The sequence below is a fragment of the uncultured Mucilaginibacter sp. genome (assembly GCF_937859865.1).
Lineage (GTDB): Bacteria > Bacteroidota > Bacteroidia > Sphingobacteriales > Sphingobacteriaceae > Mucilaginibacter_A.
Genome location: NZ_CALMAT010000119.1, coordinates 1 through 25662, shown reverse-complemented (window position 1 = coordinate 25662; position 25662 = coordinate 1). Strand labels below are relative to the sequence as shown.

Here is a 25662-nt window from a genome sequence, read left to right as displayed (position 1 = left end):
CTTAGGATTAGAAACTTAGAATTTAGCGCAACAAACTGTTATAGCAACAGAATATCAATCTGGTGCGCATGCACCATGTTTTCCAGCGGCGACCAGGCAAAAACGGTAAAGCGGCCATCTTGCGAAGCAACCAAGGCAACGGCATCGCGTTGGTCAAACACAAATTGTGCTGCCGAAAGGTGCCTTGTTCCGCCTAAAGTAGCCGGATGGATTACGCTGGCCGAACTGCCGATCACTGGTTCTGTAAGCACGATCTGATCTACCCGTTTACTTTTCCACGACCTACCGATCTTGGCACCAAAAGCAAGCAGTTCGTGCCGGTCGTTGATTACGGTTGCGCCGTCAACCGCCGTCAAGCCGCCAACACTATCTACAGCTTGCCGTAGCATGTTTTGCCACAAAAGCAGGTTTTTTTCCTGGTCAATTTGTTTCGTCAGGTCTGATAACCCGGAAAAAGCCGAAACCACAGGATAAGTAATGGGATGGATGATCGAATCGCGCCAGTTGTCCGTATCTGCCGGAACCACCAACACCGCGCCGCCGCGACCATGGGCACGCATGGCAGTGGCCAACTGTACCAGCACATTAATGGAATCAGCATCATTGTTGCTGTAATGAGAAGTAAAGCCTAACAAAGAATTGATGATCGGCGGGCGTTCGGATGCGTTTTGGCTGATTTCATCCACCACTTTAATCTGGTCGCCTTTTAGTGTGGCCACGTTTACAAACTTTCCTAAACCATCTATCCGGCGGTGTTTTACAACCAACAGGCCGGGTTCAACCACTTCCAGCACAAAGCACAGGCCCGGGATTTCGCGTGTTGTTCCCCACAAATACAGCTCGCCGTCTTCTATCCAAATCCCTAAATGGATGCCCGGACGCTCTACTGCCGGTGCCAGTTTGGTTAAAGTTTGTGTTTTAAACGGCAGCCTGTGTTTAAACACCAAAGGCATTCCGGCCATTTCTTCAGGCAAAAAAGCAAGGGATATTTTGGGCGATCGGCCTTCTTCGCGGCCTAAGCTTGCCCAAAAAGCCACATCAATAATCGCTTCAATAACTTCGGCAGATGGTTCGGGCGCCAGTTCTTGCACTGCGTTTAAGCGTGCCGCGTTAAAATGTTTTTTAAAATGAAGGTCAACTGCTTCCGAAACCGCAAAAGCAGCCTGGTAAGTAGGTTGAGAAATCCTTCTTTCGTTTAAGCTGGTGGAAAGGGCATTGTTCATTATGGCTGACAGTGGCTTGCAGGTTTGTATCAAAACTAACCTAATTTAAACGGGTAAGCAAGTTTCGTATGTCAGCCTAATGTTGTTTGTTTTATTTTAAACCGCCGATACTTCTTTTACCGGCATAAAATCAGTGTACGTTGTTGATATGGAAGGACAGTTTAACGCAGCCAATTTAGAATCAGTTTGTATTACAGCAAAGCCACGCTGCAAGCTTTTCTTCTTCCTTGCAATGTTTACCTTTGCTTTAAAATATTAAAACTATGGCAGCAACAAAACTAACCATCAACAACAACGGGTCGGTAAAAATAGAAGGCGATTTTGAGATTGTGGACATGCAGGGCAACAACTACGGTTTGCAGGGAAGGACTATCGTTTCGGTTTGCCGATGCGGTTTATCCACCAATAAACCTTTTTGCGATGGCTCGCACAAAGGCCATTTTGAACACAATGCCGTAGCTTTTGATTTGCCGCCACGCAAGGTTTAACCGTTAAATCAAAACAACCGGATTTTAAAAGCGGGTTTGTATTTATATACGCCCGCTTTTTTTATGTCTGTGAAATCAAGCTTTGGTCAATCGGACAAGTGCGTGGTTCAGTTCGTCTCCGGCACTAATCATTTTGTAAATGTAAACGTGCGTAGTGGCGTTGGTTTCGTTTTTGTCCAAGGCGTTCCGCCAGATTTTTTCATACAAGTTGATCGAATACAAAGCATCGGTAAGGCGAATGATACCGTTTTCCAGAGCGGCAAAAAACAGTTTTCGTTCCAGTTCCAAATGCAGCACCAAGTTGGTGATGCTTGCCGGTGCTTCTACATCATGGATCGTCCAAATGCGGTTGTGCCAGCCGTATTCTTTGTGCAATTGGTTTTGGTGCAGCATTTGCACATATTGCGCATAGCTGGTTAAACAGTTGGAAATGGAAGTTTGCAGATTGGCAAGCAGGCAGGTATCTGCAGGTTGGGCAGTGTTCATAAAGCGTACAGGTTAGGCAAGGGTAGGTTTTTTGCCACACTTCTACTTGTTTTTCAGGCAGATAGTTGTGCTGTATTTGCAATTTACTTAAACCAAACTTTATTAGCTGATAGCTTATTTTCGTACTTTTATTTTGTTTAAAATTAAACCTGAAAAACGTAAATTTTTACACAAAAGCAAAACATACCAAAACTTAATTTATTGCCTGAAAACGCTTCAGGTCCACCGTTGGCCAATCAATCATTTTAGCATAGTCTGCTACCGATTGTTCTTTTAAAAATTCCTTCATCCCGTTGTCGGCATCGGTCAAAGTTTTCCAATAAATCATCATCAAACGCTCGCCATCTGGGGCAACGCCAATGCGGCGCGTGATGTAACCGGTTTGCCTGCTGATGTATTCGGCTTCCACCTGCTGGTCCCGTTTCTCAAAAGTATCACGCACAACCTGGCGTTTTTCTTTAAAAGTGGCCAACTCAATTACATAAGGCTTTTGGTCTTTTAACGAGTTGCTGTGGTCTTCTTTTACCACAAAACGTTTGCGGTTTAAAGTGGTCGTGTCAATCAGTTTTTGTACACCTGTCCACAAAGGGTTTTGTAAAAATTTTTGCCGGCCGGCATCTGCATGTGCTATATTATCCCACGATAAAACCACCAGCCAGTTGCCTTTTTGGTCAACGCCGCTTTCGCTGCTGATATAACCGGGCTGCTTTTGAACATAAAGTTGCTGCACCAACGAGTCCAAGCGTACATATTCTGCTTGGCGGATATCTTTTCTGGTTTTACAGGTAATTATTTCAATTATATAATTGGCGTAATTAACTGGTTGCCTTTTCTTTGTCTTTTTTGTGCTGGTGTTTCCGGGGCCGTGGTTGCAGCTTCCCAATATTAAAATCGCGGCTGATAGGAGTAAAAAAGTAAAACTGTTTTTCATATTCAAAACATTTGGTGCGTTAAAGCTAATACTATTTTTACCTGCACTAAATTTAAAACCTTGTTGTAACGTTTAATTGAAAATGTGATGACAGTTTAAATGGAAGCAAACCCACGCTGATGCAAATAGGCAACAAGCAGATTTTAAAGGAGCAGCAAATTTAAAAAAGGCATTTTCTTGATCTCTGCCTAAACAAAGCCGCTTATATAATCCTTATCCTTCAACAAAAACGAATGCTTCTTTTACCGCATAAAAATCAAAATTGATGCTTTATTTAATCCTTGCCTTGCCCGTCCTTTTGTTTATGGCTTATCTGTTTCTGAACAAGCAAAAGGCAGAACCCGTCATTCAACCGGAACAAACAGAAAGTTACAAGCAGCTTTTGCAGCAACATGTGGCTTTTTACCGGCAACTGAACCCGGAACAGCAGGAAAGCTTTGTTTTGAGGGCAGTGGCTTTTTTGCAGGAAACCCATTTGGAAGGCGTTGGTTTTGAGCTGGAAGATTTAGACCGAGTGTTGGTTGCTTCCAGTGCCTTGATCCCGATTTTCAGGTTTAAAAACTGGCGTTACCCGCACCTCACCAATGTTGTTTTATATCCCGATGCCTTTAATAATGATTTTAAATTTGATGAAGGAAAAGGCGAAATGGCAGGCATGGTTGGCAGCGGTTTTATGAACGGGCAAATGCTGCTTTCGCGCGCAGCTTTGCGGAAAGGTTTTTCTGCTTCTGCGGGAGCTGAAAATGTAGGGATTCATGAGTTTGTGCATTTGCTTGACCAGGAAGACGGTGCAACCGACGGCGTGCCCGAACAGCTTTTGCCGCCTGAATATGCCGAACCCTGGATGAAACTGGTACACCGCGAAATCAAAAAAATGGAGAACGGAAAATCAGACATCAACCCGTACGCCATGACCAACGAGGCCGAGTTCTTCGCCGTAACTTCCGAATATTTTTTTGGGAAGCCCGAAAAATTGAAACAAAAACACCCGGAACTGTACGACATGTTGAGTAAGGTTTTTTTGGAGGAAAAGGAAGGCTAAAATTTTTGCCGATGCTTCTTTTACCAACCTTTTTTTTGAATAGGTTTGCAGCCGATGAAAGGCCCAACACCAGAAAAAGAAGTTTTACAAAACATAGATTTTGCTTTGCAGAAACCCGAAAGGCGCGATTTTGAAGATTGTGAACTCGTCAACTGCTCCTTCGCTTCTTTCTCGCATTACAACTTTACCGATTGTGTTTTCAAAAACTGCAACTTCAGCAACATCAATGCAGACAGTTGCAAAATGAACAATCTGGTTTTCAGCGGCTGCAAATTGCTGGGCACCAACTTTTCGCGTACGCGCGATTTTGGTTTTGCCGTTTGCTTTATAGATTGCAACCTGGAATATGCTTCTTTTGACCAGAAAAAAATGAACGCCAGCCGTTTTGAAAACTGCAAGCTGCACAGCGTAAATTTTACCCGCGCCGACCTTAGCAAAAGCAAATTCATCAATTGTGATTTGTATGAAGCTGTTTTCGATCAAACCAATTTAAGCACGGTTGATTTTACTTCCTGCAAAAATTTTATGATTGACCCGGAAATGAACAACCTGAAAAAAGCGAAGTTTGCCGCGCATGATTTGGCCGGGCTTTTATACCGTTACGATTTGGTCATCGTTCCTTAATTATTGCTAAAAAAACCAGTAAAACCAATGGATAACCAAACCATAACCAGTTACTTTGCAGTTCCATGTCTTTATTCATTTCCTCCTTAAATTCGGGCAGCAACGGCAACTGTTATTACATCGGCAATGCGCAGGAAGCGGTGTTGGTAGATGCCGGGATTTCATGTTTAGAAACCGAAAAACGGATGAAGCGTTTGGGTTTGGGTTTTGATAAAGTAAAGGCTATTTTTATTTCCCACGAACATACCGACCATATCCGAGGCGTGGAAGTGTTGTCGCGGAAATATAGTTTGCCGGTTTACATCACCCCAAAAACAAAACTGAATAGCCGCTTAGTTTTGGAAGAACACCTGACCAAACCTTTTTGCATTACAAAACCGGTACAAATTGGCGGACTGGAAATTTTAGCTTTCCCAAAACTACACGATGCCATCGAGCCGCATAGCTTTGTGATCGGTTGTAACCGTATTAAAGTTGGTGTTTTTACGGATATTGGTTTTGCCTGCAAACAATTGATCCATCATTTTAAACAATGCCACGCCGCTTTTTTAGAAGCCAATTACGATGACGAAATGCTGATGAACGGCCGTTATCCGTACCATTTAAAACACCGCATCCGTGGTGGAAAAGGGCATTTATCCAACGCGCAGGCTTTGCAGGTTTTCACCCGGCACAAGCCGGAATTTATGGGTCATTTACTGTTGTCGCACCTTTCAAAAGACAACAATTGCCCAAAATTGGTGCAACAATTGTTTGAAGGTTGTGCCAAAGGGACAGAAATTATCGTGGCTTCGCGCGATGCAGAAACGGCGGTTTATTTAATAGACGGATCGTTTTTAAAAAAACAAGCTTCAAACAAACCAACTGTAAAAGAGCAGTCAAAAATGCAGTTATCGTTATTTTGAATTTGGGCAAATGCTTCTTTTATCGGTTGTTTTTCGGCATTTTCAGAAACCAATACCAAAAAATGCACGATAAAAGAAGCATCAACAAAAACTGCAGATTTAATTTTGAAAAGCGTTAATAAACTAATAGCTTAGTTAAATTAATGTTGCTTTATGAAAACCTATACTTTTTTGTTGATAACTGCTGCGTTTTTGATTTTCAAAAATGAAATAAAAGCGCAAACAAACACGCCAAACGATGCTGTTTTGATTGATTTGTACCAAAACCAGCGTTACACAGAAGCGGTTAATTACCTGAAAAAAAATTATCCCGAACCGGTTACCAATTTAAAAGTACTTGGCCGTTTTGCTTATGCCAATCAAATGGCCGGGAAACTGTTGGATGCCGAGAGCTACTATTTGCGTATTTACCAGCAAGATTCTGCCAGTATTCCTGTTTTGTTAAATTTGGCCAATATCCAGATCAGGCGGGAAAATAACACGAAAGCTTTGTTTTATTTTGAAAAAGTGATTGCGTTGGATAAAACCAACTTTTCGGTTTATAAGCAGTTAGGCAACTTGTATTCGGATAAAGGTGAAACTGAAAAAGCGATTTCAAGCTGGCAAACGGCTAATAAAATTAATCCGCAAGAGCCAGATGTAGCCGCAGATTTAAGTTTGCTGCTGATGAATATGAAAAGGTTTAAACAAGCCGAACCAATTTTGAAAATTGCTTTACTGGCCGATTCTACCAATTTGCTTTTGTTGCGTTCGTTGGCAAAACTAACTTACATCAACAATCGGTTTAAAGAAACTATTGGTACTTGTTTAAAGCTGGTAGAATTGGGCAACGCTTCTTTGGAAGTGCAAAACATGCTTGGCACCTCATATTTTATGACAAAAAACCACACTTGTGCTTTAGAAACTTTTTTGGCAATGCCTGTGGATGCCCAGACAGAAAGGATTTGTTATTTATCGGCCAGAAGTTTTAAGGCTTTAAAGCGGTACAAACAGGCGGTAGAATATTACGACAAAACGTTGATGCAAGCCATTTCGCCAAACACAGATGTATATTATGATGAAATGGCCGACACCTACGACTTAAACAAACAGTTTAAAAATGAAGCTGTAGCTTACCAAAAAGGTTTGTTTTTTAAAGAAAAAGCCATTACGTATTATAATTTAGCCGGATTGTATGACAAAGGGCTGCACGATAAAGCCAATGCTGTAAAATTTTATAAGAAATATCTCAAGGCAAAACCGCCGGTCAAAGAGCAGGTTTATGTAGATTTTACACGCAGCCGGATTAAAGAACTGAGCAGATAAGTTGCCGCAACAGGATGCTTCTTTTACCGGCATTTTTTTAGTGGATGTCAAATTTATGCCGGTAAAAGAAGCATTATAAAATTACACCGCTATTTTGTCTGCTAAAAATACCTGATCCGTAATTTCCAAATAGTGTTTTAAGGCACTTTCAAACTCGGGCAACAAAACACCTTTTTCACTTTGCAGCGTAGCGTTTTGTGGTGCGGGTATCTTTTGCTGTAATTTTGCTGCCGGTACGCCTTTTACCAAACTGTCATTCAATCGGGCAAATTGTGCTGCTTTTCGGGCTAAGTTGGCATCTGTTGTTTGCCCCTGGTTGGCTGCATGGACAATACCACATTCGTCGTCCAGTAAAATGTTTAAAGTTTCGTGCACCAAATCCGGTACGTAGGTCAGCGAAATTAAATTGTCGTTTGCTGCTTCAACCGTCCTTCCTTCCTTGATCCGGTTTAAAATTTTCGAAATAAAACCGCTGCTTTCCCAAGGACTGAACAATTTTCCAACGCGAACAATCAAGGTTTCGGGGAAGTGTTGCAGCAACATTTCTTCTGTCTTTACTTTGCTTTGGCCGAAAATATTTCTTGGTGAAACGGCATCTGTTTCTAAATATGCTTCTTCTTTTTCTCCATTAAAAACAGATGCAGAAGAAAAAGTAACGAGTTTAATGGCGTTCTTTTTACAAGCTTCGGCCAAAAGCAAAGCTGTGTCCGTATTTATTTTGAAGCAGTTTTCCGGGTTTTGTTCTGCCAGCTCCAAATCCGCATATTCCTGTAGGTTAATAATTGCCCAAGGATTGATATCCCGGATCAGTTTTTCAAATTCAACTTGATTAACCAAACCAATTTGGTTATGAACCACGCAATGGATACTTCTGTCCGCGCAAATCTTTTCATATGCAGTTTCTATTGAAGCAAATTTGCCTAAAACTAAAACAGGTTGACTATGCGATACAGGTTTTAAATTATTGATCCTGAAAACGTTGGCATCCGGATAAGCGATCCTTTTTTCCTGTTTCCACCAGCCAAAAGTTTTTAAAACCGGTTGCTGATAAACTTTATTTTTTGATAGTTCACGGATCAGTTTAACCATTGCCGTAGGCCGCGGTTTACCAGAACGAAGGTTAAAAACGCCCGGCTCGTACAATCCCCAGGGTTTGGTTACCAACTTGTTCCAACCATAAGTGCCTAAAATGGCCCAGGCCGTTAAAGCACGGATGTCCACGCCATTGGCTTGCAACTGGTTTGCCGTTTCCCACATTTCATGGAACCAACGCATTTGTTCTTCGCGCGTGCAATGCAAATGGCACTCGGTAATGGCAAGCGGTAATTTATACCTTTCCCACGCTTCTTTTAGCAATACCGATGGCCCTGTTTTTTGTTGGTAAGGAACTCGGACAACCTCAACATCAGCATATTGATGGCGTCCGTTGCCGCCATGAACGTGCTGTGGATACTTTTGCAGGTTTTCGTCCAGGTAACGTTCGGAAGTGATGTAGTAATTAAAGCCGACGATGTCCGGTTTGCAGTGATTCTCTAAAAAGTAATCCAGCTCTTGGTTTTTAAAACCCATCCCGGTCAGGAATTTGTACATCGTTTTGTCTGGCGTTAGCGTTCCGGTGATCAAATCGTAAGAAAGCCAGCGGCGTTCGTTTTCAAAATCGGCCTGATACTTCAACAGCGGTGTGCTGTAAACTTTGCCTAAATCTTCCGTCTGAATCAGTTTTGCATTTGGGTTGACTTCCCGAATGGCCTCCATCGCCATGATAGTCGCTTTGCATTCGCTCAAAAGTACCCGGTAAAAAGAGTATGCATCTTTTTTGTGCGGATACCAATGGCCGTACAAACCGCAAAAACGTGCTGTTGTAAGCGGTTCGTTTACCGGCGTATAATATTCGAGCCAGGGAAATTTTTTGGCAACAAGTTTGGCATAATCGGCAACGCCTTGTTCAAAACTGCCGTCAAAAAAATTGACAAAAGTTGGCCCGCTGCCATGGTGCACCAAACCGGCAATTGGTTCTACATTCAGTTTTTTTAGCCGAAGTAAGTTGCGTTCGGTAAAGCTCCAATCAATTTCAGTGTCTTTTTTGGGCTGATGTTTTTCCCACAAAACCGGGTAGCGCAACATTTTGATGCCCAAAGAAGCGATTAAATCTATATCCGTTTCGCGGTTGTAATGGCCGGAAAACTCCGACTGGTCAATGTAATTATCTCCAACGCGGTTGATAGTCCCCTCAATTCCGCCCCAAATTTCTAATGGTCTTTGTGTAAGCATAACGCTCCTGTTTTAAGTGTTTATCTGGTACACTATAATATTTAACTTGTAAAATAACTTTTGGTTTTTTAAAAAGGCCAATGTGGAAAAGTGTTTGCCAGGTGTTAAAATCACCTTCACTAAAAAAGATGCTGTAAAAGAAGTATGACGGAAACGTATGGCCCAACTGTTCGGCACGGTTTTTTAAGGCATAAAAGAAGTATCGAAAAAACAGTTTGTATTTATGAAAAAAATAATTTCCATATTAAGTTTGATGATTGGCTGGCAAATGGCCTCGGCACAAACCGTTAATAAAGATGTAGCTTATGGCGATGATGCCCAGCAAAAAATGGACGTTTACCTGCCCAAAGAAAGCAAGGGCAAAATGCCTGCCATCATTTTGATCCACGGCGGAAGCTGGGTTGCAGGCGATAAAATCAACATGGCGCATTGGCTGAAACCTTTGCAAAAAGCCTTTCCGGATTATGCTATTTTCAACCTAAATTACCGTTTGGCCAACCGGCAAACCTTGAGCAATCCGTGGCCGGCGCAAATTGACGATGTTGACAAAGCGGTTGCTTTTATCAAAGACAAAGCGAAAGATTACCACATTGATAAAAAGCAATTGATTTTGCTGGGCGAAAGTGCAGGCGCGCAATTGGCTTTGGTAGAAGGATTTATCCACGACCCGAAACACGAAGTAAAAGTAGTGGTTGATTTGTTTGGCCCTGCCGATATGGTTGACCTTTACCGAGCGCACCACGAACTGGCCGGGTTGATGAACGGTGTTCCTACGGCCATCCCGAATGTTTATGCCGATGCCAGCGCGGTTGACCACGTCAGCAAGAAAAGCCCTGCTACAATTATTTTTCATGGCACGGCCGATCCGATTGTACCGATCCGAGAAAGCGATAGTTTGAATGTGAAGCTGAAACAGGCCAATGTTCCGTCGAGTTATGTTACATACCCCGGAAAAGGCCACGGTTGGCGCGGCAATGATATTTTGGATACGTATGCAAAGGCAATTGCTTTTATTAAGGAACAGATGAAGTAAGGTTGCGTTTTGTCACGTCAACGGTAGGATTGAAACCTGCGGTTACGTTTTATACGTTCTTTTTTATCAAGGAAAAAGAACGAACAAAGAAAAATTTGCGGAAAAAACAGCAAAAATCAAAACAACACAATGCTTCTTTTATACCGATAAAATTTATGCCGATAAAAGAAGCATCCTGTTCCTCAAACTTATAACCCATTTGCCCGCGCCGTAATTTCGGCAATATCCAAAACCTGAATTTCTTGTTCTTTTTCTTTGATTTTTACGCCGTCGCGCAGCATGGTCATGCAGAAAGGGCAGGCCGAAGCTACAATTTGTGCTTTGGCTTCAATCGCATCTTCAATCCGTTCGATGTTGATTTCTTTTTTTCCGGGTTCGGCTTCTTTAAACATTTGCGCGCCGCCTGCACCACAACACAAACCGTTGCTTCGGCAACGTTTCATTTCTACCAGTTCGGCATCCAAAACCTGCAAAGCGTTTCGTGGCGCTTCGTAAACGTTGTTGCCGCGGCCTAAGTAGCAAGCATCGTGGTAGGTGATACGTTTGCCCTTGAAACTTTCATTGTCCTCCGTTTTTAATTTTCCTTCGTCAATTAACTGTTGGATCAATTCGGTATGATGGATCACTTCATAATTTCCGCCCAGTTGCGGATACTCGTTTTTCAACGTATTGAAACAATGCGGACAACCAGTTACAATCTTTTTGACTGCATATGCATTTAAAACTTCAATATTCGTCAACGCCTGCATTTGAAACAAAAACTCATTTCCCGCACGTTTTGCCGGATCGCCGGTGCAGCTTTCTTCAGTTCCCAAAACGGCATAACTTAGGCCAACATGTTGTAAAATTTTGCAAATGCTTCTCGTGATTTTTTGGGCACGTTCGTCAAAACTTCCGGCGCAACCCACCCAAAATAAAATTTCGGGCGCTTTGCCTTCGGCTGCCATTTGCGCCATGGTTGGGATATGTAGTTCGTTCATGGTTGTTAGTTGATGGGTGATAGTTAATGGTTCATGGGAAGTGTTGATAGTTGATGGTCAATAGTTCATGGGAGGAGCGTAGTTGGAGACTTTGCAGGTTTTTACTATGATCTATGAACCATCCGCTAATCACTTTCTGCCCAATTCATCCTGTCGGCGTTTGAATATTTCCAAGGTGCGCCGTTGTTTTCCACATTGCTAAACATGTTGTTTAAACTTGGCGGTGCCTGCGATTCTTCCATCACAATAAACCTTCGCATTTCGGTAATGATATTTAACGGGTCAATGTTTACCGGACAAGCTTCGGTACAGGCGTTGCAAGTGGTGCAGGCCCACAATTCTTCGCGCGAAATGTAATCGTCCAGCAAGGTTTTATTGTCCTGGAAGTCTTTTCCCTGTTTATCCAAATTGTTCCCGATTTCGGTAATCCGGTCGCGCGTGTCCATCATAATTTTACGTGGCGAAAGTAATTTTCCGGTATTATTGGCCGGGCAAACGCTCGTGCAACGCCCGCATTCGGTGCAAGTGTAAGCGTCCATCAGGTTTTTCCAGGTGAGGTCGGTTGCATCTTTGGCACCAAAACGGCCGGGTTCGGTAGCGGCAGGAACGAAAGAAGGGTCAACCATTGCCTTTACTTCATTGGTAACCGAAGCCATATTGCTGAACTGGCCTTTGGGTGAAAGCTTGGAATAATACGTATTTGGGAAAGCCAGCAAAATGTGGAAATGCTTGGAGTAGGGAAGGTAATTTAAAAAAGCCAAAATGCCAATGATGTGGAACCACCAGCAGCCGCGTTCGATCATCACTAATGAACTGGCGTTGGAAGGCAGGAGCGGGGCAATCAAAGCACTGACCGGAAAACTGCCGGCTTTAATATAATGCCCAAAATGCAAGGCTTGCAATTTGTAATCTGCCGCGTTCATGGTGAGAAAAGCGGTCATCAATAATATTTCGATGAAAAGAATATAATTGGCATCTGAACGCGGCCATTCTTTCATCTCCGGGCCTTGAAAACGTTTCAGTTTTAGCAGGTTCCTTCGAGATAAAAACACCACGCAGGAAACCAAAACCAGCAACGCCAGGATTTCAAAGCCGCCAATCAGCAAGCCGTATAAACTACCCAACGGACGGGAAAAAACACGGTGCGAACCAAAAAGCCCATCAATCGTAATCTCCAAAACTTCGATGTTGATGATGACAAAACCGACATAAATAAACAAGTGCATGATTGCTGCTACCGGCCGTTTGCCCATTTTACTTTGGCCTAAGGCTACTTTTGCCATGGTTTTCCAGCGAAGCGCGGGCTGGTCACTCCGGTCGGCATCTTTTCCCAGCAAAATATTACGCCGGATTTTGCCGGTGTTTTTGCTAAATAAAAATACCGCGGCAGCCAATATGATTAGAAAGACGAGTTGTGCAATCATGGAATTTATTTAGAGCCTGTTTAAATTTTTTTATAAAAGTTTCAATGCTTCTTTTATCACCCAAAAATTGGTAAACATTCATTTTCAGTTTATGAAAATTAAACAGGCACCAAAATTTATAGGGTAAAAGAAGCATTGGTGTTAATCAACAAAAATATAATTTATTAGCTACCTTTTGCGGCGCGTATTAATTGTTCAATGCCGTCCCACATTTCATCGGTAACCATTTCCAGTCCGTTAAATTGCCCGGCGCCTTGCAGCCACTCGCCGCCATCAATCGTAATCACATCGCCATTGATGTAAGCCGAATAATCGGAAATTAAAAAGGCAGCCAAATTGGCAATTTCCTGTTGTTTGCCAACTCGTTTTAAAGGGACGCGGTTTTTAAAATCAAATTTTTCAGCCATTTCCCCGGGCAGTAATCTTTCCCACGCGCCTTTGGTTGGAAAAGGGCCGGGCGCAATGGCGTTGGTTCGGATTTGATGCCGGCCCCATTCTGCCGCCAAAGATCGCGTTAGGGCCAGTACGCCGCCTTTGGCACAAGCCGAAGGAACGACGTAAGCCGAACCAGTAAAAGCATAAGTGGTAATGATATTCAAAATATTGCCCGGCATTTTTTCCTTGATCCAATATTTTCCGGCAGCCAAAGAACAATTGACCGAACCTTTCAACACAATATCAATGATGGTAGAAAAAGCATTGGCCGAAAGCCGTTCTGTAGGCGAAATAAAATTCCCGGCAGCGTTGTTCACTACTGCGTTTACCTGCCCAAATTTGGCAACCGCTTCCTGAAAAACTTTTTCAACTTCCTCATAATGACGCACATCGCAAGCCAAAGCTAAAATTTTGCCTCCGGTTTCGGTTTCCATTTCAGTGGCGGTTTTTTGCAGAACCTTTAACTTCCTACTCGTGATGACTAAATTGGCACCAAGCTTTAAAAAGTATGTTCCCATTGCTCTGCCCAGTCCCGTTCCGCCGCCGGTTATGATGATTGTTTTTCCGTTGAAAGCATCGTTTCGCAGCATTCCTTTTTCGGCGTCGCCCAAACTGTTATTTTCAGGAATTTCCATTTTAGTTTTTTACAGTTTTGGTAAGCTGGCCAATTACTTTTTGCAAAGATAAGCGTGTTTCGGGCAACCACCATTGTTCCAGCATTTTGTTCAAAGTCTCGCTTTGATCCGTTTGCATTTGGCTAATCAGTTCTTTTCTTAAATTTAATTTGCTTTGCTGCCAGGTTTCTGCGTTCATCTTCATATAAATCCTGATCTTTTTCTCTGCAACTTTCAGAACTTCTTCTGGTTCAACTACTTCATCCACCAAACCGAATTGCAAAGCTTCATCAACTTTTAACAATTTTCCTTCCAGCAAATACTGGTACGCTTTACGTTTTCCCAACCAAAAAGAATATAGGCTAAAAACAGTATCCGGAACAATAATCCCAACCGGAATTTCATTCAAGCCGATGATAAAATTGCCTTTTGCCATTACGCGATAATCGGCACAGAGCGCAATAATACAGCCGCCAGCGGGACTATGGCCGGAAATTGCAGCCACAAAAGGCTTTTTAAAACTGACTAAAGTGCTTTGCATCAACAGGAAATTTGTCCAGAAATCCTGGCTTTGCTGCTCGTTGTAATGGTAAACTTCGATCAGGTCAATTCCTGCCGAGAAAAACCCTTCTTTTCCGGTGATGATCAAGCCATTAACTTCTTCGTCCGCTTCAAGTTCTTTTACTGCGGAGATCAGTTCCGAAATCATTTCCAAATTGATGGGATTGGAACGTCCGCGGTTTAGCGTAATTACAGCCAGTTTGTTTTCAATATTGATTTCTAAAGTTTTCATGGCAATGATTGATCAGCAAAAAGACGAATTAACGATGCTTCTTTTATGCCAATAATTTTAGGGTGATAAAAGAAGTATTTGACATGATTATAAGAAACTTTGATTAATGTGCAACCAGCGTTTTGTCGGTTTCGGTTTGATACAAATGCTCGATCTCCTGTTTGTATTTTTCCATGATGATGCGGCGTTTCATTTTTCCGGTGGGCGTTAATTCCCCGCCGTTGATCGTCCATTCTTCCGAAAGTAGTTTGAATTTTTTTACCTGTTCCACATGGTTAAATTCCGAATTAAAAGAATCAACAACCGATTGGTACAAAGCAATAACTTGCTCCTGTTCAACAATTTGCTGAGCCGAATTAAAATTAAAGTTTTGCTGCTCGCACCATAATTTCAGGTTTGGATAAGATGGAACGATCAAAGCCGAAGTAAACTTTCTTTCGGCACCAATTACCATCATTTGCTCGATCAAAGGGCTTTCTTTCATCCGGTTTTCAATCGGCACGGGTGCAACATATTTCCCGCCGGAGGTTTTAAAAATCTCTTTTTTCCGGTCGGTTATTTTCAAGAAATTATCCTGGTCAATCTGTCCGATATCACCGGTATGGAACCAGCCGTCCGCCAAAACTTCTGCCGTCAGCTCCGGGTTTTTGTAATAACCCAACATAATGTTCGGGCCTTTGCACAAAATTTCACCGTCGGCTGCTATTTTTACCTGCACATCTTCCAGCAAAAGCCCAACCGTTCCAAACCTTCTGCCGTTTATTTGATATTGGTTTACGGTAATTACCGGAGAAGTTTCCGTCAACCCATAACCTTCTAAAATCACAATCTTGGCGGCGGTAAATATTTTTTCAAGGCGTACCGGGCAAGCAGAACTGCCCAAAATAATGGCTTTTACTTCGCCGCCCAAAGCAGCCCGCCATTTGCTGTAAACCAATTTGTTGGCAATGGCCAATTTCACTTTGTACCACAAGCTGGTGCCGGTATTTTCAAATTGTTCTGCCACTTTAATTGACCACAAGAAAATACTCTTTTTAATGCCCGAAAGTTTCTGTCCTTCGATCACGATTTTTTCAAACACTTTTTCTAAAAGTCTTGGAACGGCCGTAAACAAATTGGGTTTTACTTCGCGCATGTTCGCGCCAATCGTATCCATATTTTCGGCGTAGTAAATCGAAAACCCATAAAAAAGGTAGATGTAGGTAACCATTTTTTCGAAGATATGGTTGAGCGGTAGAAAGCTGAGCGCACGTTTATTGACGACCGGAATCTGCAACAATACTTTGCCAGAACCAACCACATTGCTTACAATATTTTTGTGCGTCAACATCACGCCTTTTGGCCGTCCGGTTGTGCCCGAAGTGAAAATGATAGTGGTTACATCGTTTTCGGTAATGCGGTTGCTGATGGCCGAAATCCGCTTTTTGTCAACTTCGCTGGTTGGTTTCAGCAAACTTTCAAAGTGAACGCAATCCGTAATTTTATCAAACGAAACGATGGTTTTTAACGTCGGCACGTTTTTTTGAACTGCTGTTACTTTGGCGCAAAGTTCGGCATCGCTTACAAAAATGCAGGCAACTTCGGCTTCTGCCAAAATCTGTTCCATTTCTTTTGTGCTGGTGTTTGGATAAAGCGGCACTAAAATCCCGCCAACCAGTTGCACGGCCAAATCTGTTATCAGCCATTCGGGCCTGCTGTTGCTGATAAGGCCAACTTTGTTTCGTCCTTCAACACTACCATCGCCCGGTGAAATCCCCATTTCAAGCAAAGCAGCGGCCAACTGATAGATTTTCTCATGCGCCTCGGCCGTGCTGTACGATTTCCATTCGCCGTTGATTTTGGCGTTCAAAAAATCAGGTTTTGGCTCCTGCTGTTGTGCTTCTAAACAATCAAATAACCGTGCTGCCTTTTTCATGGGAATCGCTGAATTTTAGTTTGACATGAATTTTTAGGTGCTAAAAACAGTATTTGTTTTGGCCGATCAGTTTTGCTGCAATGCGTCGGCGCGCTGCCGTTGTGTTGATGTCTTCGGTTTTGGTGTAGCGTTTTAAACCAACCATCATCATGCGCCGTTCATCGCCTTCGGCAAAAGCATTTAAAGCTTCTTTTCCTGATTTGAAAATCTTATCGGCGGCGTCCCGGATGTAAACCTGCATCATATCAATCTGCTCTGCAATCGCTGTTTCGCCGCGCTGACCGGCTAATTTTTCAACCCGCAATTGCAACGATTCGCTCACGTAAGTTTCGATCAGCATATCGGCCAGGTTCATTAAAACTTCCTGTTCTTTGGCCAGGTTCATCATCAGTTTTTGTACCGCTGCACCGGCAACCAACAAAACTGCTTTCTTAAAATTGGCAACGTATTTTTTTTCTTTGCTGAAGAAATCATCTTCCGAAGCGCCAAAATCAGGGATGCTCATCAATTCGGAAGCTACTTTTTGTGCCGGTCCCATCAAATCCAGTTCGCCTTTCATGGCACGTTTCAAAATCATATCCACTGTTAACATCCGATTGATCTCGTTCGTGCCTTCAAAAATGCGGTTGATGCGACTATCGCGATAAGCACGGTCCATCGGCGCTTCGGCACTGTAGCCCATGCCGCCATAAATTTGCACGCCTTCATCCACAATATAATCCAACGCTTCCGAAGCATGAACTTTGATGATGGCCGCTTCTATCGCAAAAAGTTCGGTGCCTTTTAATTTGGCTTTGGATGGTTCCATGCCGTTTTCGATCATGCCGTGGATGGCATCTTCAATGTTTTGGCTGGCGCGATACATAGCCGCTTCGGCAGCATAAGCACGGATCACCTGCTCGGCCAACTTGTAACGGATGGCACCGTATTTTGCAATCGAACGGCCAAACTGCTCCCGCTCATTCGCGTAGCGAATAGAACTGGTAATTACATGTTTTGAAGCGCCCAAAGCAGCACCGCCCAATTTCATACGGCCCAGGTTTAAAATATTTACCGCGATTTTAAAGCCATTTCCTCTTTCGGACAACAGGTTTTCTACCGGAACTTTGCAATCGTTAAAAAATACCTGGCGGGTAGAGCTTCCTTTAATACCCATTTTATGTTCTTCGGGGTTGAGGGAAATTCCTTCATAACCTTTTTCGATGATGAACGCACTTAGGTTTTCGTCGCCGTCAATCTTGGCAAAAACCGTAAAAACATCCGCAAAACCGGCATTGGTGATCCACATTTTCTGTCCGTTGATGATGTAATTTTTGCCATCGGCAGAAAGCGTTGCACGGGTTTTTCCCGAGTTGGCATCAGAACCTGCGCTTGGTTCAGTTAAGCAATAAGCGCCTTTCCACTCGCCAGAAGCCAATTTGGGAATGTATTTGGTCTTTTGTTCTTCGCTTCCATAATACAAAATAGGCAAAGTGCCAATGCCGGTATGCGCCATTACCGCAACAGAAAAAGAAGCGCCGGGGCCGGTTTTCTCGCTCACCAACATAGCGGTGGTAAAATCTTTGCCAAAACCGCCGTATTCTTCGGGGATGGAAACGCCCAGAATGCCCAGTTCGCCGGCCTGCTCGATCAAGTTTACCATCAAACCTTCTTCCTGCGCATCAATCCGACCGATGATAGGAACAACTTTTTGGTCTACAAACTCCTGGCAGGTTTGCGCGATCATCAATTGTTCTTCGTCCCAGTTTTCGGGGATAAATATATCTTCTGCCAACGTTTCTTTAATTAAAAACTCGCCGCCTTTGAGTTGCTGTTTTACTGTTGCTGTGTCCATACTGTTTTTATCTACTATTTTTTGGTGTTCAATTTAATAACTCGAATATGCCTGCCGCGCCTTGTCCGGTGCCAACGCACATTGTAACCATGCCGTATTTTTTATCGCGTTTTTTCAACTCGTCAAAAATCTGGACGGATAATTTTGCGCCGCTGCAACCCAATGGATGACCTAAAGCGATGGCACCGCCGTTTACGTTCAGTATCTCCGGGTTCAAATCCAACCCTTTAATGATGGCTAAGGATTGTGAGGCGAATGCTTCGTTTAGCTCGATTAAATCCATATCGTCCTGCTTCATTCCCGCCATTTTCAAAACTTTTGGTATCGCCAGCAGCGGACCAATTCCCATAATGCGCGGCGGAACGGCAGCAACGGCATAATTCACCATTCGGGCAATTGGCACCAGGTTGTTTTCTTTCATAAACCGTTCGCTCACCACCATCACAAAGGCCGCGCCATCACTGGTTTGGGAAGAATTTCCCGCCGTAACCAATCCTTTGGCATCAAAAACAGGTTTCAACTTGGACAAAGCTTCAATGGAAGTGTCAGCCCGCGGGCCTTCATCGGTCGCTACTATAAACTCCCTTTTTTTGCGTTTTCCGTCTTCGTCAACATAAGTTTCGGTTACGTTTACCGGCACAATCTGGTCTTTAAACCGGCCTGCCTCAATCGCACTAATTGCTTTTTGGTGCGAGTTATAAGCAAACTGGTCCTGCTCCTCGCGGCTGATATTATATTCTTTTGCAACCGCTTCTGCCGTTAAACCCATTCCCCAATAATAATCGGGGTGAGCCAGGGCAACATCTACGTTCGGAACAATTCGCCAGCCGCCAAAAGGCAACAAACTCATGCTTTCCACGCCGCCGGCAATGATACAATCACTGATGCCGCTATGGATTTTTGCCGAAGCAATCGCAATAGTTTCCAAACCCGAAGCACAATAACGGTTCACCGTCATCCCCGGAACTTTGTCCGTATCCAGTGCCATCAGCGAGATCAATCGGGCAACGTTTAACCCTTGTTCTGCTTCTGGCGTGGCGTTTCCTACAATCACGTCATCAATTTGCTCTTTGTCCACATTTGGCACCGATGCAACCAATTGCCGGATCACATCTGCCGCTAAATTATCCGGCCGTGTAAATCTAAAACCACCGCGTGTGGCTTTTCCAACTGCACTGCGGCAAGCCGCTACTATATATGCGTCCATTGTTTTCTTTGCTTAAAGCCTGTTTAAATTTTGTTCATTTATTTTTCTATGCTTCTTTTATCACCTAAAAATTGGTGGGCAATTGGTTTTTGATTTTTTTAGGTTGATGCAAACACCAATTTTTATAGGGTAAAAGAAGCATTGGTATTTTTATTGTATAAATTTAAACAAGCCCTTAATTTCTTAATACTTTTCCGCCTGTTAATATGGATTGTATGCGTTCCAGCGTTTTCCGTTCTGCACATAGCGATACAAAAGCTTCGCGTTCCAGCGTCAATAAATAATCTTCGCTGACTAAAGTTGGTTGCGATAAATCACCGCCAGCCAATACATAAGCCAGCTTTTGCGAAATCTTCACATCATGTTCACTAATGTAATTTCCGCTGTACATTGTGTTCGCGCCAACGTAACCTAAACCAAGTGCTTGTTTTCCTAAAACTTTGATGTTTTTGCGTTGAAGCGGCTGCACATAACCTTCGTCCGCCATCATTAAACATTGTTTTTTTGCTTCAGATAATAACCTGTTTCTGGAGATAACAACTAAATCGCGGCCTTTTCTTAAATAACCCAATTCAAATGCTTCTTCTGCGGAGGTGGAAACTTTTGCCTGGCCGATGGTTAAGAAACGGTTGCGGAAGTTATTCAATTCCACATCGCCGTCCTGCAAATCATCCGATAAACGCAGTGCAAATTCTTTCGTGCCGCCGCCACCAGGGATCAAGCCAACGCCAAATTCAACCAAGCCCATGTACAATTCGGCGTGTGCAACAACTTTATCCGCATGTAAACACAGTTCGCAGCCACCGCCCAAGGCCATTTGATGCGGCGCGGCAACAACGGGAATGGAAGAATACCGAATCCGCATCATCGTGTTTTGGAAAGCTTTGATTACCATATTCAGCTCGTCAAATTCCTGCTCAACGGCATACATAAAAATCATCCCGACATTCGCACCCGCGCTAAAATTTGTCCCTTCGTTCGAAATCACTAAGCCGCGGTAACTTTGCTCGGCCAGTGTAATTGCTTTGTTTATGCCTTCAATTACTTCGCTGCCGATGGTATTCATTTTGGTGTGGAATTCTAAGTTGATGATGCCATCGCCAATATCCATAATCGTGGTTCCGCTGTTTTTCCAGATCGTGTTCGTTTCACGGATATTGTCCAGCAGAATAAAATCTTCCGTTCCGGGAATTGACTGGTAAGTTTTTGTGTTGATATCGAAATACAAACGTTTGCCATCCTGGATTTTGTAAAAGCTGGTTGCGCCAATTTGCAGCATATCATAAACCCATTGTGCAGGTTTATAACCCTGAGCTTCCATTGCTTTGATGGTTTCTTCAACACCCAAAGCATCCCACTTTTCAAACGGACCCATTTCCCAGCCAAAACCGGCATTCATAGCGGCATCAATTTTGTACAACTCGTCAGAAATTTCAGGGACGCGGTTGCTCGAATACGCAAACAACTGGTAAAAAATCGAGCGGTAAAAGTCGCCTGCCCGGTCTTTCGCCACAAACAGAACCTTCATCCGGTCTTTTAAATTATCAATCGTTTTGGTGGTTTCAAGTGAAGAAAATTTTACCTTTTGCGAAGGTTCGTATTCCAGTGTTTTGAGGTTGAGCGTGTAAAAATCGTTTCCGCCGTTCACTTTTTCTTTCCGGTAAAAACCTTGTCCGCTTTTGCTGCCCAGCCAGTTATTGGCAACCATTTTGGTAACGAATTCGGGAATTTGAAACAGCTCTTTCGCTTCGTCGTTCGGCACATTGGCGCTCAATCCGTTTGCCACATGAACCATCGTATCCAAACCAACCACATCGCTGGTGCGGAAAGTTGCTGATTTTGGATGACCAATAACCGGACCAGTCAGTTTATCAATTTGATCAATGGTATAACTATTTTTTTCGGCATAATGCAAAATGCTCATGATGCTGAAAACACCGATGCGGTTGCCAATAAAAGCAGGCGTATCTTTTGCCAGAACAGTGGTTTTCCCCAAAAACTTCTCGCCAAAATGTAATAAGAAATCAACAACTTCCGGCAAAGTATCGGGAGTTGGGATGATCTCCAATAACTTTAAATAACGCGGCGGGTTAAAAAAATGGCTTCCGCAGAAATGCTTTTTAAAATCTTCGCTTCTTCCTTCGGCCATCAAATGGATTGGAATGCCCGAAGTGTTGGACGTAATTAAAGTGCCGGGTTTACGGTACTTTTCTACCTGTTCAAAAACTTTTTGTTTGATGTCTAAGCGTTCAACCACCACTTCAATAATCCAATCGCAAGTGGAAATCTTCGGCATATCATCTTCAAAATTTCCAGTTGAAATATTTTTGGCGAAAGATTTGAAATAAATAGGGGAAGGGTTGGATTTTAAAGCCGCCGTTAATGCTTCGTTTACCAGCTTGTTTTTGGATTTTGCATCGTTTGGCGCAGCATCTTTCGCAACAATATCCAGCAACAAAACTTCCATACCGATGTTGGCAAAATGACAGGCAATACGGCTGCCCATTACACCAGAACCCAATACGGCAACTTTTTTTATCGTTCGTTTAGCATTCATTTTTAGGTAGATTTATGCTGAAATTAATTTGCACGTTCCCAAACCGTGGTACGGCCAATCAAAGAAATACCAATGTAACCCCGGATATCCAAAGTTTTGCCTTTGTAAGTCATTTTACAACTGTAAGTTTTGCCGTTTTTCGGATCGTAAATTTTGCCGTCCACATATTTATCGTCGCCTTCTTTCTCAAAATCCGACAAAATTTTCAAACCTAAAATCGGCCTTTTGCGCAGTTGCTCGTCGGGGTTTAGCTGGTCGGTGCGCGGTTTTCCGTTTTCCAAAGGATCTTTCAGCCAAACTATTTTGCCGTTGAATTTTCCGCTGGCAGCTTTTGTGATCTGCACTTTCGCTGTTTTGGCATCGTTGTACCAAAGCCCTTCCACTTTGTCGGTTTGGGCTTTTGCGGCAAATGCAGAAATCAACAACAGGATGAAGCAGGGCAACAGGTTTTTTTTAAGGATGTGCATATTGGTTTAGGTTTAAATTTTCGCAATCAAGATACACTTCTTTTACGGGAGATTTAATCAGAAGTAATTTTTCTGTCTCCTAAAAAAAGCAGTTTCGGTTTTTCCATTGGTAAAGAAAAATTCCGGCTTGGTTTAAAAATTTAGTTTTATTGGTTTTGTACCACAAATATCCGGGTTGAAGCAACAGAAAAAAGGGCTGTACTTCGGAATGATTTGTCAAAAGTTCGGTTATTTTGGTTTGGGCCGAATTGTTTTGATTGAATTGATGATGCTTCTTTTATCGGCAAAAAATTGGTGTTCGCTTTGATTTTGGTTGAACAATAAAGGATACCAATTTTTATGTGCTAAAAGAAGCATCGGAATGGATTTGGCTAAAGCCATGTGCAGGAATTATAGTCCACGGCCTAAAGGCCGTGGCAATTAATCGCCTTTATTTTTGTCAGTCTTATTTTCTCAATTGCCTTTGGTTTTTTTACGGCTTTTTCAATTGCCCCGGCCTTTAGGCCGGAGATAAGATGATGCTTTTCTGGCTTTAGCCAAAACCAAAATAGCACTTTAAATAGCATCAGTTTTTGTTCCGATTGATTTCAAACTTTCTATTTTGCCGTTTCTTCTACAAAATCTTCACTTCGCGGCAAGCTTAAAAACAGCGCGCTCATTTCTTCCGGCAAAACAACCAACCTGCGTTTTACGGTATCAATCCACGCGCCTTCGGCAACAATAACCGCCGCTTTAACGCCATCGCTTCGGTAGATTTCGTGGCGGGTCGTCCATCGGAAAGCATCCGCCCTTGATTTTACAATCTCGCAGGTAACTTTGATGTAATCGTTCAAAGCAACTTCCCGCAGGTAAGACAATTCTTCGCGAAACAACACCGGCCCGATCTTCAACTCAAAAAGTTTGGATGCAGTTAGCCCAACTTTTTCAAGCATGTTTACCCGTGCTTGTGCAGCAAAATCAGCATAAGCCGAGTGCCGCATATGCTGGTTGGCATCAATTTGCGACCAAATCACCTGGCCTTCAAAAAATATGTGCATAAAAGAAGTATTAATGATGTGCGGCCTTAAACTTTTTTACCGCTTCGGTCAGCTTTGGCAAAATTTCCATTACATCGCCCACCACGCCGTAATTAGCCGCTTTAAAAAACGGGGCTTCCGGGTCTTTGTTGATCACGACAATGGTTTTTGAACCGCTTACGCCGGCCAAATGCTGGATCGCCCCGGAAATCCCGGCAGCAATGTACAAATTAGGACGAATCGTTCCGCCGGTTTGGCCAACATGCTCGTGGTGCGGCCGCCAATTGGAATCAGCAACCGGGCGCGAACAAGCCGTTGCCGCGCCCAGTTCGTGCGCCAGGTTTTCGATCAAGCCCCAGTTTTCCGGCCCTTTCATGCCGCGCCCACCAGAAACCACCAGTTCGGCATCGGCCAACGGCACTTCGCCGGTTATTTTTTCTACGCTTTTTACTTTAATGGCGAAGTCTTTATCTTCAAAAGCGACTTGCAGTTTTTCTACCGTGGCCGTTCCTTCAGCTTTAACAATGGGGAAAGTATTGGGCGATAAAGTAATGATTATAACCGGACTCGTTATATTAACATAAGCAAAAGCTTTCCCCGAAAACGCCGATTTCTTGACCACAAAACCTTTTTCCAAATCCGGGAAATCCAGCGCACCGGCAACAAAACCAGCTTTTAATTGGATAGCAACACGCGGCGCGATGGCACGGCCGTTTACATCGTGCAGCAACACGATAACCTGGCTGTTTTCCTTTTGGGCAGCAGTAACCAAGATTCGTGTGCAAGCCCTTGCGTTCAATTCGTTTAAACGGGCATCGGCCACATACAAAACTTTTTGTGCGTCATATGCGCCAAGGTCTTGCAAGGCTGTTTCTTCAATTTGTCCGGCTACAACGGCTGTTGTGGTTGTGCCGAGTTTTTTGGCAATTTCAGAAGCGTATTGTAGGGCTTCCAAACTTGTTTTTCGGATAACGCCTTCAATATGTTCTACAAATACTAAGACTGACATTTTCTTGATTATTTAAGGATTTAAATTACTTTGCTTACCGTGTGCAATAAATTTACCAGTTCGTCCATTTCATCGGCACCAATTATTTTTACGCCGGCTTTTGCTGGCGGCAATTCATAATAAGAAACGGAGGTTAAGTTTTCTACAGCTGCCGGCACAACTATTTTTAGCGGTTTTGTCCTGGCGGCCATAATGCCGCGCATGTTCGGGATGCGTGCTTCGGCCACACCTTTTTGACAGGAAATTACGAGCGGCAAACTGCAACTGTCAGTTTCTTCGCCGCTGTCTATTTCGCGTTTTACGGTTGCCGTATTTCCGTCCAAAACAATTGATGTTGCAAAACCGATATGGTCTAAATCCAGCAATTCAGCAACCATCGGCCCGACTGCGCCGTTTGCATAATCAATGGATTCTTTTCCGCATAAAACCAAATCGTAACCAACCGTTTTGGCATAAGCGGCAATATAATGCGCAACAACATAAGGATCAGTGCTTTCAGCATCAATCCGCACGGCTTCATCTCCGCCCAAAGCCAACGCTTTGCGGATGATCGGTTCTGTAACGGTGCGTCCGACTGTAATTAAATGGACGGCTTGGGCAAGGCCGGTTTCTTTCAGTTCCAAGGCGCGAACCAAGGCATACCATTCATCATAAGGGTTGATGACAAAGGTTACGCCGTTTTCTTCAACCGCTGTATCGTTGTTTTTTAGGTTGATTTTGGTAACCGTATCCGGGACCTGGCAGATACAAACTAATATTTTCATGTTTTCGGTTTATTTAGGTGCAGCAATTATTTTATGTGAAGCTGCTAATTTAGAAAAGTAAAATTAGTTTCGGCGGCTGATTAAAAAAGGGCAGGAGCGCGGTGTTTTTGGTCAAAAAAACGGAGAAAGGGGAACAGTAGCTTTTAACACTGATTTTATGCCGATAAAAGAAGCATCACGCTTAACTGTTCGCTTTGATCCGATATTCCGACGGTGAAAAACCGGTATGTTTTTTAAAGTATTTGCCAAAGGAAGATTGATCCGGAAAGTTGATTTCTTCAGCTACCTGCGCAATGCTGATCTCATAGTTCCGCAGCAAAACTTTGGCTTCTAAAACTA

General features: G+C 43.2%; 23 protein-coding genes. 6 read left to right on the top strand and 17 right to left on the bottom strand.

Features of this window, described 5'->3' with window-relative positions:
• Positions 1-38: 38 nt before the first annotated feature.
• Positions 39-1223 carry a putative sensor domain DACNV-containing protein gene (locus Q0192_RS12795; RefSeq protein WP_299289875.1) on the bottom strand — a complete coding sequence of 395 codons (1185 nt, stop codon included), beginning with the start codon at positions 1221-1223 and terminating at the stop codon, positions 39-41.
• Between the two features lie 263 nt (positions 1224-1486).
• Between Q0192_RS12795 and Q0192_RS12790 the strand changes: the two genes are divergently transcribed.
• Entirely contained in the window at positions 1487-1711 is a 225-nt protein-coding gene (locus Q0192_RS12790; protein ID WP_299289873.1) for a CDGSH iron-sulfur domain-containing protein, read from the top strand.
• A gap of 75 nt (positions 1712-1786) precedes the next feature.
• Here Q0192_RS12790 and Q0192_RS12785 read toward each other — a convergent pair whose 3' ends face one another.
• Together Q0192_RS12785 and Q0192_RS12780 are read right to left on the bottom strand one after the other, a co-directional pair.
• The gene (locus Q0192_RS12785; RefSeq protein WP_299289872.1) at positions 1787-2197 is read right to left on the bottom strand and encodes a hypothetical protein; all 411 of its coding nucleotides are present in this window, start codon (positions 2195-2197) and stop codon (positions 1787-1789) included.
• Positions 2198-2390: 193 nt separating this feature from the next.
• Positions 2391-3128, bottom strand: a complete 738-nt coding sequence (locus Q0192_RS12780; RefSeq protein ID WP_299289871.1) for a hypothetical protein — start codon at positions 3126-3128, stop codon at positions 2391-2393.
• A gap of 265 nt (positions 3129-3393) precedes the next feature.
• Between Q0192_RS12780 and Q0192_RS12775 the strand changes: the two genes are divergently transcribed.
• The 4 genes from Q0192_RS12775 (at position 3394) to Q0192_RS12760 (ending at position 7004) form a co-directional block, all read left to right on the top strand.
• Positions 3394-4170 carry a zinc-dependent peptidase gene (locus tag Q0192_RS12775; RefSeq protein ID WP_299289870.1) on the top strand — a complete coding sequence of 259 codons (777 nt, stop codon included), beginning with the start codon at positions 3394-3396 and terminating at the stop codon, positions 4168-4170.
• Positions 4171-4224: 54 nt separating this feature from the next.
• Positions 4225-4794, top strand: coding sequence for a pentapeptide repeat-containing protein (locus Q0192_RS12770; RefSeq protein WP_299289869.1), 570 nt, complete (start codon positions 4225-4227; stop codon positions 4792-4794).
• A gap of 65 nt (positions 4795-4859) precedes the next feature.
• On the top strand, positions 4860-5699 hold the full coding sequence (locus Q0192_RS12765) for an MBL fold metallo-hydrolase (protein WP_299289868.1): 840 nt from the start codon (positions 4860-4862) through the stop codon (positions 5697-5699).
• 153 nt (positions 5700-5852) lie between these two features.
• On the top strand, positions 5853-7004 hold the full coding sequence (locus tag Q0192_RS12760; protein WP_299289867.1) for a tetratricopeptide repeat protein: 1152 nt from the start codon (positions 5853-5855) through the stop codon (positions 7002-7004).
• Between the two features lie 81 nt (positions 7005-7085).
• On the opposite strand, the gene Q0192_RS12755 is transcribed toward Q0192_RS12760, so the two are convergent.
• Entirely contained in the window at positions 7086-9275 is a 2190-nt protein-coding gene (locus tag Q0192_RS12755) for a family 1 glycosylhydrolase (protein ID WP_299289866.1), read from the bottom strand.
• A 223-nt stretch (positions 9276-9498) separates the two neighbouring features.
• Here Q0192_RS12755 and Q0192_RS12750 point away from each other — a divergent pair, with 223 nt between their 5' ends.
• Complete coding sequence (locus tag Q0192_RS12750; protein ID WP_299289865.1) at positions 9499-10308, top strand: alpha/beta hydrolase; 810 nt, start codon at positions 9499-9501, stop codon at positions 10306-10308.
• Between the two features lie 188 nt (positions 10309-10496).
• On the opposite strand, the gene Q0192_RS12745 is transcribed toward Q0192_RS12750, so the two are convergent.
• The 13 genes from Q0192_RS12745 to Q0192_RS18805 all read right to left on the bottom strand — a co-directional run.
• Positions 10497-11288 (bottom strand): (Fe-S)-binding protein, encoded by a 792-nt coding sequence (locus Q0192_RS12745; protein WP_299289864.1) that lies wholly within the window; start codon positions 11286-11288, stop codon positions 10497-10499.
• 125 nt (positions 11289-11413) lie between these two features.
• Positions 11414-12712, bottom strand: coding sequence for a (Fe-S)-binding protein (locus tag Q0192_RS12740; RefSeq protein WP_299289863.1), 1299 nt, complete (start codon positions 12710-12712; stop codon positions 11414-11416).
• Positions 12713-12876: 164 nt separating this feature from the next.
• Positions 12877-13782, bottom strand: a complete 906-nt coding sequence (locus Q0192_RS12735) for an SDR family oxidoreductase (RefSeq protein WP_299289862.1) — start codon at positions 13780-13782, stop codon at positions 12877-12879.
• Between the two features lies 1 nt (position 13783).
• On the bottom strand, positions 13784-14554 hold the full coding sequence (locus Q0192_RS12730) for an enoyl-CoA hydratase/isomerase family protein (protein ID WP_299289861.1): 771 nt from the start codon (positions 14552-14554) through the stop codon (positions 13784-13786).
• 103 nt (positions 14555-14657) lie between these two features.
• Complete coding sequence (locus tag Q0192_RS12725; protein WP_299289860.1) at positions 14658-16469, bottom strand: long-chain fatty acid--CoA ligase; 1812 nt, start codon at positions 16467-16469, stop codon at positions 14658-14660.
• 40 nt (positions 16470-16509) lie between these two features.
• Positions 16510-18303 carry an acyl-CoA dehydrogenase family protein gene (locus Q0192_RS12720; RefSeq protein ID WP_299289859.1) on the bottom strand — a complete coding sequence of 598 codons (1794 nt, stop codon included), beginning with the start codon at positions 18301-18303 and terminating at the stop codon, positions 16510-16512.
• A gap of 28 nt (positions 18304-18331) precedes the next feature.
• Positions 18332-19510: an acetyl-CoA C-acyltransferase gene (locus Q0192_RS12715; RefSeq protein ID WP_299289858.1), complete on the bottom strand. Its 1179-nt coding sequence runs from the start codon at positions 19508-19510 to the stop codon at positions 18332-18334.
• A 175-nt stretch (positions 19511-19685) separates the two neighbouring features.
• Positions 19686-22067: a 3-hydroxyacyl-CoA dehydrogenase/enoyl-CoA hydratase family protein gene (locus tag Q0192_RS12710; RefSeq protein ID WP_299289857.1), complete on the bottom strand. Its 2382-nt coding sequence runs from the start codon at positions 22065-22067 to the stop codon at positions 19686-19688.
• Positions 22068-22090: 23 nt separating this feature from the next.
• Entirely contained in the window at positions 22091-22534 is a 444-nt protein-coding gene (locus tag Q0192_RS12705) for a DUF2147 domain-containing protein (RefSeq protein WP_299289856.1), read from the bottom strand.
• Positions 22535-23130: 596 nt separating this feature from the next.
• On the bottom strand, positions 23131-23571 hold the full coding sequence (locus tag Q0192_RS12700) for a thioesterase family protein (protein WP_299289855.1): 441 nt from the start codon (positions 23569-23571) through the stop codon (positions 23131-23133).
• 10 nt (positions 23572-23581) lie between these two features.
• On the bottom strand, positions 23582-24559 hold the full coding sequence (locus Q0192_RS12695; protein WP_299289854.1) for an electron transfer flavoprotein subunit alpha/FixB family protein: 978 nt from the start codon (positions 24557-24559) through the stop codon (positions 23582-23584).
• A gap of 20 nt (positions 24560-24579) precedes the next feature.
• Positions 24580-25323: an electron transfer flavoprotein subunit beta/FixA family protein gene (locus Q0192_RS12690; protein ID WP_299289853.1), complete on the bottom strand. Its 744-nt coding sequence runs from the start codon at positions 25321-25323 to the stop codon at positions 24580-24582.
• 181 nt (positions 25324-25504) lie between these two features.
• Positions 25505-25662: helix-turn-helix domain-containing protein (locus Q0192_RS18805; RefSeq protein ID WP_366518190.1), on the bottom strand; the 158-nt coding region annotated here is incomplete at its 5' end.